This window comes from Paenibacillus sp. OK003 (assembly GCF_900109515.1).
GTDB lineage: Bacteria > Bacillota > Bacilli > Paenibacillales > Paenibacillaceae > Paenibacillus > Paenibacillus marchantiae.
Window position 1 is genome coordinate 171805 of the sequence record NZ_FOBD01000015.1, and the last position, 10654, is coordinate 182458.

At 45.3% G+C, this 10654-nt stretch carries 9 protein-coding genes and 1 pseudogene; 3 read left to right on the plus strand and 7 right to left on the minus strand.

Annotation, left to right across the window (positions count from 1 at the left end; all coding sequences use genetic code 11):
- Nucleotides 1-44 precede the first annotated feature (44 nt).
- The 5 genes from BMW94_RS22425 to BMW94_RS22445 are packed head-to-tail and all read right to left on the minus strand — an operon-like array spanning nucleotide 45 to nucleotide 5502.
- A complete protein-coding gene (locus BMW94_RS22425) occupies nucleotides 45-1379 on the minus strand; it encodes a F390 synthetase-related protein (RefSeq protein ID WP_091001112.1) in 1335 nt (444 codons plus the stop codon).
- Complete coding sequence (locus BMW94_RS22430; protein ID WP_091001113.1) at nucleotides 1376-2227, minus strand: MBL fold metallo-hydrolase; 852 nt, start codon at nucleotides 2225-2227, stop codon at nucleotides 1376-1378. Before BMW94_RS22430 ends, BMW94_RS22425 begins: the two co-directional genes overlap by 4 nt.
- Entirely contained in the window at nucleotides 2221-3216 is a 996-nt protein-coding gene (locus BMW94_RS22435) for an NAD-dependent epimerase/dehydratase family protein (RefSeq protein ID WP_091001114.1), read from the minus strand. The genes BMW94_RS22430 and BMW94_RS22435 overlap by 7 nt, the downstream gene beginning before the upstream one ends.
- Complete coding sequence (locus BMW94_RS22440) at nucleotides 3213-4511, minus strand: ATP-grasp domain-containing protein (protein ID WP_091001115.1); 1299 nt, start codon at nucleotides 4509-4511, stop codon at nucleotides 3213-3215. The genes BMW94_RS22435 and BMW94_RS22440 overlap by 4 nt, the downstream gene beginning before the upstream one ends.
- Complete coding sequence (locus BMW94_RS22445) at nucleotides 4501-5502, minus strand: beta-ketoacyl-ACP synthase III (RefSeq protein ID WP_091001116.1); 1002 nt, start codon at nucleotides 5500-5502, stop codon at nucleotides 4501-4503. The genes BMW94_RS22440 and BMW94_RS22445 overlap by 11 nt, the downstream gene beginning before the upstream one ends.
- 1165 nt (nucleotides 5503-6667) lie before the next feature.
- On the opposite strand from BMW94_RS22445, the gene BMW94_RS22450 reads away from it, so the two are divergent.
- Nucleotides 6668-7021, plus strand: a complete 354-nt coding sequence (locus BMW94_RS22450; RefSeq protein WP_091001117.1) for a hypothetical protein — start codon at nucleotides 6668-6670, stop codon at nucleotides 7019-7021.
- A gap of 25 nt (nucleotides 7022-7046) precedes the next feature.
- Here BMW94_RS22450 and BMW94_RS22455 read toward each other — a convergent pair whose 3' ends face one another.
- Nucleotides 7047-8102: a matrixin family metalloprotease gene (locus BMW94_RS22455; RefSeq protein WP_091001118.1), complete on the minus strand. Its 1056-nt coding sequence runs from the start codon at nucleotides 8100-8102 to the stop codon at nucleotides 7047-7049.
- Nucleotides 8103-8438: 336 nt separating this feature from the next.
- Between BMW94_RS22455 and BMW94_RS22460 the strand changes: the two genes are divergently transcribed.
- Nucleotides 8439-9005: an RNA polymerase sigma factor gene (locus BMW94_RS22460; RefSeq protein ID WP_091001119.1), complete on the plus strand. Its 567-nt coding sequence runs from the start codon at nucleotides 8439-8441 to the stop codon at nucleotides 9003-9005.
- 247 nt (nucleotides 9006-9252) lie between these two features.
- Nucleotides 9253-9481, plus strand: a pseudogene (locus tag BMW94_RS22465) (transposase); the annotation flags it as partial.
- Nucleotides 9482-9580: 99 nt separating this feature from the next.
- Here BMW94_RS22465 and BMW94_RS22470 read toward each other — a convergent pair.
- Nucleotides 9581-10654: IS3 family transposase (locus BMW94_RS22470; protein ID WP_091001120.1), on the minus strand; the 1074-nt coding region annotated here is incomplete at its 5' end.

Sequence of the window (10654 nt, forward strand, 5' to 3'; positions counted from 1 at the left end):
ACCTCTTCCTTCGGTGGATTTAGTAGATTTATCACGTTACCTTATCATCCAAACGCTTCACAACAAGTGTGCTGTCTCTCCACTCGGCGCAGCTTCGTTATTCCCGGTTCAAACGTATAAGGAACGAATATGATCTCGGGTATAGTGCATTCCAGCCGCTCTCCCAGCTTCGTCAGCTCCCGCTTCACACAAAATTCCACCTGCTGCATCCCTTCTCCTCCTCCGAGCCGAAGCGATACTTCCAACATCCCGCTACCTCGCTGTACGACGCGATAATGCTCAATAGCTGGAGAGGCTGCAATCACCGCACGCGTAACAAAATCCGGGAATACAGGTACGGCTTCGCCCGTTTGTCGATGTGGAAAATAAAGCGTGTCATCACAGCGGCCTTCGATACGCTCAATGGCAGTGAATGGAGACCCACAGGCACAAGGAACCGCTGCCTCGGTCAAAATGTCGTTCAGTCGATACCGGATAATCGGCTGTGAGGTTCTGGAGAAGTCCGTGATTACAGGCACGAACCTCCGGGTCGTGGGGTCAATGAACTCTTTTTCAATATGAACGATATCTTCATTCAAATGCAAAGTACCTAAGCCACAGGTTGCGCCCAGAAATCCTTCCGTACACTGGTACACCTGATGAATGGTTTGCCCAAAAACACTCTCCAGCACCTTGCGATCCAGGGGGTCCAGCACTTCAGCAACCGAAATGATTTTGTCCGGTACAGTGGTCAATGTGCCTGACGTATAAGCCTCAGCCAACATTCTCAGCATGGAGGGCGGCGCTACCCATACGGTGGGTCGGTATGTTTCCATACGTTCAACCAAGGTATCGACACGCTCCAGCAAATCAAAATATTGAAATCGCAGCTTACCCCGCTGCACCGATTCATACAGATTACTGTTGGCCCGGAGGAAAAAGGCGATCTTGGCAGGCTTCCACAGTCCGCCAGGCAGGAGCTTGGCCAACACAGTCCCTGTCCACGCATCCTGCTCACGATCACTCACCAGAAACACCCCCCGGTTGCCCGATGTGCCTGAGGACAAGCCTACCGTCACGCCCTGAACGGATGGCTTGAAATCACGCGTTTCCTCACTTTCCCCGGCGAGAGCCATCGCTTCGCCCTTGGAAATGCCCACCGTGTTGAGCCGATCGAAATGCTGCATCATGATCGTTTTGTCAATCAGCGGAAAGCTTCTCCAGTTGGATGCATCCACATCACCCCACCACTCCCGGTAAAAAGCGGACTTTTTACGAACCCGTTCCACTTGCCGAATGATCTGGCGTTCCTGCCAGCGTTCAAGCTGCGCTCGTGTTTTCCATTTTCTCAATCCCCGTGCAAGTGCATAATGGTAGACAATACGCAGTGTACTGCTCATATGTGCTCACCCCAAGCATTTAGCGCTTCATGGCAATGACTGGGCACAATCCGAAGCGCTGGAAACTGCTGATGCAACTGAACGAGTCTGTCAAAATTCCTTCGATACGCCTGACGATCCGACATAATGATTCCAGCGAGTGCGTGAGGTCTGCGTTGCTCCTGAAAAGCACGACTCGACCACACCGCGTCCGCGCACAGAAAATAGTCATGTGACTCCGTACTGAGCAAAATGCCCATCATGCCTTCCGCATGACCCGATACGTCAACACCCAGCAGACTGCCATCACCGAAAATATCGTATACCTCGGAAAAAGGAAAAACCTCACCCGCTATCACCCATCGCTCCGGCTGCTTCGTAACAGGCAATGATCGGGCATCAAAGTCCTCTGGCAGCAGCCCGGACAGAAACCCTGCCTTTACAGCCGCAATGGGGCCAAGTGAACGCACGGCGTCATAGGCTCTTGGCAGATAGATCAATTGCGCCTGTGGGAAATCCCGCACACCTGCAATATGATCCCCATGAAAGTGCGAGAGGATGATGTACCGAATATCCGAAGCTTCCAGTCCTAAACGAGCCAGAAAATGTACCGCACTGTCTTCTTCACGATAGACCACAGGTGTAATATGACGATACAGCGCGTTTGGCAAGCGGGCGGTTTCCTTGAAAAAACGGGAGCTATATCCCGTGTCCAGCAGAATCGGACCATGTACAGGATGAATGATGCACGCAAAGCCGGCCGGAAAGGCCACCGGACGCAAACTTCCACCACGCAGCGTCAGAAACTCCGGATGTGTGCAATAACCCGCTGCTCCAAGATGAAGCTTTACCGAAGTTGTTGTCAGCATGATTCAGCCCTCCACCAGTCTGCAAATTGTTGTAACCCCTCATCAATGGACAACCGAGGCACATATCCCAGCTTCTCACGGGCATCCGTAATATCCAGCGTCTGCGGGATAGATAATGAACCAACCGTATACCGCGTCAATTGAGGTTCACCTAACGCAGGAATCAAGCGGTGTACACGTTCAAGTACTGCGGCTGCTCCGTATGCTGCTCGGTAGGGAATATTTCGACGGTGTAAAGACATTTCCAGCTTTCCAAACAACGTGCTCACCAAATCCTGAAACGGTCTCGGATCTCCATTGGAAATATTGTAGGCACGACCCAGCACTTCTGTCTTAGCATCCCTGCATAACAACAGCGCATCCACCACGTTATCCACACAAGTCAGGTCAATGAGTGCCTGTCCGCCTCCGATCATAGGTACACCCGATTTGGCATTTGCTGCAACGATTCTGGGAAAAAGGGTCTGGTCATATGGACCAAAAATAGCTCTCGGACGAATCATGATCGATGGAAGTCCATTAGCATGAGCCTGCAAAACCACTTGCTCAGCGAGCCGCTTGGTGGCTGCGTAATGATTGGCTGGTTTGGCTGGCAAGGGGTCATTCTCGTGTATGTCATATCGCGGACTATAGTTAAAATATAGGCTCGGCGTTGATACGTGAATGAAGCGCTGTACGCCACCTTTCATACAACGATCCACCAAATTTTGTGTCCCCTCCACATTACTGCTGTAAAAATCCCGGTATTTGCCCCATGGCGACGATAACGCCGCGCAGTGAAACACAACATCCTGACCCGAACAGGCCTCATTCACTGCCTCCTGATCCCGTATATCTCCGTTATAAAATCGAATGCCTGCTGCCTCCAGCTGTGCACCGTGCTTTGGCTGGCGTCCCATACCCGTAACTTCCCAGCCTTGCTCTGCAAGTCGTATCGCCAAATGCCTGCCCAGACATCCGGTTGCTCCTGTAACCAATGCTCTATTCATTGTTGTTCACCGTTCCATTCTATGTCGTGAGTCAAAGCTTCAGTCAGCGAGAACTTATGTTTCCTTGCCAGCCGCCAGGCGGAGAGTACAATGGCAAATTGCTCAAACAAAGGTTTCACATCGTGTCTCAGATACACCACATCCTTCGTTCCCCGCCAGGCTGTCATCCATGTCCGCAGGCTGCCCTTCCCCCAGAGCTGCTGCAATCCACTTCCCAGCATCGGAAGCATCAACATCGCTTTGCTTCCTGGTTTGGGGATAATCACCTTTGCTGCTTTCACCCGTTCTTCAGGTGCAATTAAAGCACGTACCAAGCCATCACCTGGGTAAAATAGATGGATTCCACTGGTCGCCCTCGGATTACACTCAATGGCATACACTTGTCCGTCCTCTGTTTCGATAAAATCAAAACCAATCTGCCCGCTAAACCCTGTCGCCTGTACAAACTGCCTTACCCACTCGTAAATTCCTTCATGCTCCACATGTTCAAAAAAAACACTCGCCCCTACGCTGCCCGTTCGATAGCGACTTTCGTAGGTCGTATGTGCAACGATTGTCCCTTCATAAGCTACGCTGTATGTACATAACATTTGCCCGGCAACATAAGCCTGTGCAACCCAAGGGGAAGCCGAGGATATTTCCGTGTCACCAGGAGGATCATTCTGTAAACGGTGCTGCTTCATTTTACCTGCGTATATCTTCTGATCAGGTGCGTCTCCATCAAAGTCTGTTGTGGAGGATATCGGCGGCATACGAACTCTGGTAGCAAAACGGGAGTATACGGGCTTCCATACCCATTCCCCTTCTATATCCAGATCAGCCTGCGCTTCCATCCATTCCTGCCGACTGTTGATCAGACGGGTATCCGGCACCGAAAGGCCAAACGACTCTGCAAGCTGGATAAAGTGATATTTATGATGCAATTCATGCAGCTGCTCTATAGGCGAAACAAGTACATGGCAGTGATCACGCAGCCGCTCTGCTCCTTGAGCAATATAAAAAACTTCTTCACACATCGGAATCAACAAGTCGATCTGCCAGGCTTGAACCAGACGCTCCATCTCCAACAAGTAATTCTCTGTTTCATGACGTGGAGATGGAACCATGAAGCACTGCTCCACCGCACTGGACAATCTGCACAAATGACGCACCACGCTCTCCGCGACGTAAACCCGGTGACCCGCACGATGAAGCATTCGCGCCAGATCGAGCGTTACCGGAGCCCGGCCGCCTGTGAGCAGCACATTTAAGGACGTGGATGCTTGATGTCCATTCTTCGTGAATCTAGTAGTCAAAAATAAGTCCTCCCAGTGACAATCCGGCGGCTGTACCGATCATTAGCACCCGATCTCCCCTCTGAATGCGCTGCTGCTTGATCGCTTCATGCAGCCCCATTGGAATGGAAGCGGCAATGGTATTGCCGTGATTTCGAGTAATGTCCATAAAACGGCCCTCTTCGATTCCCAGCTTCTTGCGGATCAGCCTCATCGCCATGGCACTTCCCTGATGTGGAATCACCAATTGGAAATCCTTCATCTGATTACCGGTTGCCTGCAACATATCGTCCATAAATGCTGGCAGCAACCTGGAAGCCATACGGAAGATGGCTTGTCCATCCATATGAAAAAGATAGGGCTCCGGCTGCTCTGCCACATAGTTCGAGGCATGCAGACGAGTGCCCCCACCGGCAATTTCCGAGAAGCGTGCGCCGCGGCTGTACGTTTTCAGCGAAGCATGTACAATCTGCGAAGACTCTCCCTCAGCGGATCGTTCAATAATGACAGCAGCCGCTCCATCACCGAACAGGGCAGCACTTTCCTTGTTCGACCAATTCAATCCCTTCGAAGCGATCTCCGTAGCTACAAGCAGCACCCTTTTATAACGCCCGGCATCCACCATATAGGAGATAACATCCAACCCGTTCAGAAAACTTAAGCAGGTCGCATCCATGTCAAAAGCCGGTACCCCTGAATCCTGCTGCCCCATCGCCTGCTGAATGAATACCGCCGTACTGGGTAAGGGTTGTTCCTTCGTACCGCTCGTGCACACCAGACAGTCTATATCTGCGAACGTCAATCCCGCATCGGCAAGTGCGGCTTCAGCAGCCCTCGCTCCCATAAAGGAAGAGGTCTCTACACCCGAAGCGTAATGGCGAACACCTACACCTGTTGCTTTGCTGACCCAGCCCGCAGGCACCTGCAAACGGTGATCCAACTCCTCGTCGGTTACTTCCTGTTCAGGCAAATACTTGCCTGTTCCAACAATTCTCACTCTTCTAAGCTGCATCTGACCTACCTCTTTCTCTTCTTCTGACTGATCTATATAAGTACAACTAATGAATATTTACTTACACTAAAACTCCGATGACAGAACAACCTTCCGATGGCTGTTATGGCTAAACAAGATGATGAAATGCTTTAGAGAATGCAGCAGAAGGGCAGATCTCCCTGTCCCTCCGGGAGGCCACTGAAAAGTCCATAACTTAACTTATAAACAAGATACCCTTCCTCGATTTTTATAAGGAAGGGTATCTTGTTTGGCTGTATAATTACATTGACATAAAATTCCCTACCAAGATGAAACTTTCATAAAATTATGCCCTTTTGTTTTTATTTACGAGCAAATTTGGAAGTTGATCTATCCCATCAGTAATTTATCCAGTCTGGTAGGCAACTTTATGTCACTCCCTCCAAACTATTTATCCATGTTATTTACGGATTTTCTCATTTGATCATCTGTTAGTGTGTAATAAATGATTGTAGTTTATATTGACAAATGTCCTAATTGATTTTTTAATTTAGGAACAACCATCGTTTCAGATTATATTATACATAATTAATAGTATATCGCCTCAGCTCTTGATAATCCATTTTATGTTGGAACGAATTGTCCGGATACCCCTGTACAAACCTCTGCTCTGTTGCCATTTCTGCATCTTCTAATGCCCATACTGCAATATCCGAATCAACTGAGAATTGACGAGCTGTAGTTAGCCTTGCTTCGCCTTGGCTAAGTAAAACATTGACCATTTAGATATGTGCGTAAATCAATTTCTTCATTAGGCTTGTTTAACTGACCCGACGTGTATTGACGTTCTGCACGTAGGATGCCAGTGGCATTTCGCCTACGACCTCGAACTCCTCGACGCGGGTATGCTGCCTGCGCAGTGTCACAACAACACATCCATGATTTATACCCTTCAATGGGGAATTTTACATGGGTGATGGATGAACTTGAGCCGTTGTTTTGAAAAACATATCAATTGGTTTATATACACTCCATCACATTATTGGTAATATTATGAATAATACTGCGCATAATTATTTTCGTAACTATTGTTCATCAATCTTTAAAAAGTGGATATAATCGTTTGAGTTTAATTCGAGCCTGATACGTTTTTGTTTCTTGCAGTTTAAATTTGCTACATTACTTTATATTGGGAGGATTTTTTATGATAAGGACTATTGTATTCATGCTGACTTCGATGTTGTTCCTTGTGGCATGTTCAAACTCAAATCATGGAGAACTTCAAAGTTGGGCATTTGATGTTGTAACGTGGAAGAATGGGGTATACAAGGTTACAAATGAAACTGTTACTGAAGTGGAGGACGAAATTGGAATTATTAAAAAACACTCCACAAATGAAAGTAATGATTTACCGAATTTGTTTTCCAATAAGTATAAAAAGGGGACAAAATTATTCAAAATAAAGAATTTCGAGACAACCGATTATATCGCAGTAAAGGATAATGACACCTACTATAAAGCAGAAAGAATGGAAGGAATGAAAACAGCAGCCAATTAAAGCTGCTGTTTTCATTAAATCATTTCTATTGTAAAGTAGATTCCTCCATTAGTTTCAATTCAGAGATGATCTTATGACTTTGTAAATTTATAAGTTGCTCATTAGCCTCTACTTTAAATATACTCACATCTTCATTAATTGGAATATACTCATTGTGGCCAGTTTTCTTTAAATAAAGAATTACACTATCATTTTCAACAAGAGGGGTTGTTCCATGATATTTGACTACAACATTTTGGTCTTCACCACCCATCTGATAGAGTGAGACTTTTTGATTGAGTAAAGCAGAGTCACCTTTTAGAACTTCTTGAATATATATTTCGGATTTTTGCTTATAATCATAAAAATTTTCACCCGTTACAACCGTACCATTTTGGGCTGTTACGTTTGCCTTAACAACCAAATCTGCGTCCCTAGCAAGATCCTTTAAATTGAGGTACCACTTACTCCAAGATATATCAAGATCAACTAGTTCTTTACCTTCTACAAAGTCGTTTTCATCCAAACCGTATTGTGATGGGGATAAACTATTTTTATAAATACTGTTTACGGAGTTTTCATCTCCAATTCCAGGAAAATATTGAAGACGAGCAAACGTTCCATCTGATAAAAAAGTTGCTGGGACCATTACTGATAATGTTCTTTCTGGAGCATGTGCCAAACCCAGAGCATGACCTAATTCATGCGTCGCAATACTTTGAATTGCATTATCTGTACTGATGTATTCTGATTGTGAAGTATAAAAACTATTCACCCAAACTTTAACCGATTTAAATGTCTTGTTCGTATTATAGACAGGCTCCATGATCCCATCCCATGTAGCATTAGCTACAGATTTATTTCCCGCAGTAAAATTGGAATTGGTACCCGACGACAAGGTAACTACCGTCGCATCATTCCATTCTTTTGCTCCAGTAGTCCATAGAGCTTTATAAACTGTATTTGAACCATCATTCTGATACGTAATATTTTTACTGCTCCATTTATAACCCAACGTTGGTGTATCTGCGGCAAACACTGAGTTAGCGAGCAACATGGTAAGAGAAGATACCAGGAGCACGGATAGAATTTTTTTCTTCACAAATAATTCCTCCCAAAAATTTTAAGTATTTTTCACGCATATAAACCACATACAACTTGCAGCGTTTTTGTTGCGCTTTAAACTAAAAATATACTGCGTGTAACTTATCCCTCGGCCCTCCTCTCCGACATTTTTGAGCCTGATCAGACTTCCTTTGTCAATTCTTGCTGTCTACCTATATAACGTCTCAACTCAACATTTTCTGACGAAAAACTTTTAGTATTTTCATAATATATATTTAATTACATTTAATACCTAATTTATCCATAAATCAGATATACTAAGGACGACAAATAATTTAGCTCTAATTCATACAACAATCATCAGGGGAATCTCATGGAACAATGGTTTTATTTTCTTCGAAACCCGCTGGATGACCTGGATGTAACGATTCAAGAGTTGGTTTATCGTTCTTTTTATCAGTTCGTCTACCAGGATATTCGTTTTATGGTTTACGATCATTCGCTTACAGAGGATATTATTCAGGAATCTTTTATGAAGGCAATAACCAAGGGACCCAAAATGCGAACAGACACGAACATCCTGGCCTGGATTAAACAACTTACTCGCAATACCACTTTGGACTATATTAGAAGAGTTAAACGGGACCGTCAGATGCTAACGGAACCCTACGTCAATATTAGTAGCACGGCCTGTGATGAAATAAGCGTAGCATGTGAAGTTGAAGCCAGAGAAAGAGACGAGTTGCTTCATCAAACCATTAGCGAACTGAAATCGGAGTATCGAACCATCTTGCTTCTGTTTTATATGGAAGGGAAATCGTACCGGGAAGTCTGTCTAGAACTGAAATTGACTGAACCTGTCCTTACCCAGCGTCTAGCAAGAGCACGAAAAAAATTGCTTCAACAATTTTTAAGAAAGTGGACTGATGACAATGAATGAATCCAATGAACAGAATCGTATCATTCAAAAAGCAGTGCAGAGCGAAGCGGAGAGAGTCTAAGGCCACAGAGGTATGCATTTTGGCTGCTGTAACTGATCATTCCCCACGACATCCGCTGAAAGTGCATCGCTATTTCTCCTTTTTCTCGTGTTTGGAGGCGTTGGGGGTATAGGTTCCCTACAAAAATTAAAAACCACTTGTTTTATAAGGGGTTCTTGGTTGGCGACTTTATGTCATTTTACCATAATAAAATCTACCGAACATAAGGAACATGAATCATTTCAAAATAGCGATGAGTTTAAAGAGAAACGATAGAACGTTATAAAATTGAAGCAAAAATAGTGAGGTCAAACATAGACATGGGTATGATGTTGCATCTTCCTCGGGTCTTGTTGGCATGCATTTGCAAGGTGCCATAGCCATATTTTATGTTAATCTCAAGCGAATCCTTACACTAATGAAAGATTCAAAGTGAAAGAACAGATCTTTTAAAAACATAAGATCTTCAGTGGACCCCTCCGGCTGGTCTGGACCCCGTGTCAAGGACATTTAAAAAAAGAGTGGCATTAAAGATTTACGAAGCGGACAATAGATGATTCCTGTATTGAATAGGAGTCATCTTTTTTAATCCCCATTGATATCTGTGGTTGTTGTAATAGCGGATGTAACGATCGATTTCTTGCTTTAACTCTTGGAGAGAACGACAACTACGATGATCGACATGGTCCTTCATGTGGCCGAAGAACGATTCTTGGGGAGCATTGTCCCAACAGTTCCCGCGTCTGGACATCGACTGACCTAACCCATTCTTTTTTAGCAACTCCTGATAGATGGGACTGGTATAATGGCTGCCTTGATCCGAGTGGATGAAAGCATCCTTTTGGAGCTTTAGACGTTTCTGTTTCTTGAGAGCGTCAACAGTATCCGTGGCAATGTCTAATGTCAGCCGATGGGATATGTTGTAAGAGAGGACCTCATTCGTTGAGGCATCCAGTATGGTCGACAAATAGGCCATCCCGGATCGGCCGTATGGAAGGTACGTGATATCCGTAAGCAAGGCCAGACCGGGTATGCCCTTCTTGAAGTCCCTCTGTAGAGTATTGGGTAAGGTCCGGTGTTCCAGCGTAGCTTTGGCCATGCGTTTATAAGGGTTGGTTTTTCTGTGCGGACATACGATGTTAAATTTCTTCATCAATCTACGGATTTTCTTTAGGTTATAGATGACACCAAACTCGTGCTCAAGAATCATCTTGATGGAGCGTGAGCCCTTCTTGTAACCCCTTCGTTCGAAAGCCTTTTTAATCAACTTCCCTGCCTCAGCATCCGAACGAACCCGCTCTGAAAGTAAATCTGCAGCTTGTAAGTAGCTGTAATCCCCCGAACGAGATACGTTAAGCAATGAGCAGAGGTATCCTGTCATACGTCCCAAGCCTTGATCCACGGCTTCCTTTATGAGCTCGAACAACTTAATCTTGCTTAGGTTCATTCCCTTTGCTACCAGCAACCTTTCTTTCGTATCTAGCTTTTTTAGCAGTTCTACTTGAGATTCGAGTAGATGAATCCGTGCTTCTTGTTTTGCAATGATTTCTTCCTGCGATAACTCTCTTTGTAAAGGGCGACCTGAGGCTTCTTTTCGGGAGTCAGACAA

Excerpts from the sequence above, each read along its gene's own strand:
- BMW94_RS22425 (WP_091001112.1), bottom strand. The coding sequence starts at position 1,379 with ATGAGCAGTACACTGCGTATTGTCTACCATTATGCACTTGCACGGGGA.
- BMW94_RS22430 (WP_091001113.1), bottom strand. The coding sequence starts at position 2,227 with ATGCTGACAACAACTTCGGTAAAGCTTCATCTTGGAGCAGCGGGTTAT.
- BMW94_RS22435 (WP_091001114.1), bottom strand. The coding sequence starts at position 3,216 with ATGAATAGAGCATTGGTTACAGGAGCAACCGGATGTCTGGGCAGGCAT.
- BMW94_RS22445 (WP_091001116.1), bottom strand. The coding sequence starts at position 5,502 with ATGCAGCTTAGAAGAGTGAGAATTGTTGGAACAGGCAAGTATTTGCCT.
- BMW94_RS22450 (WP_091001117.1), top strand. The coding sequence starts at position 6,668 with ATGATAAGGACTATTGTATTCATGCTGACTTCGATGTTGTTCCTTGTG.
- BMW94_RS22460 (WP_091001119.1), top strand. The coding sequence starts at position 8,439 with ATGGAACAATGGTTTTATTTTCTTCGAAACCCGCTGGATGACCTGGAT.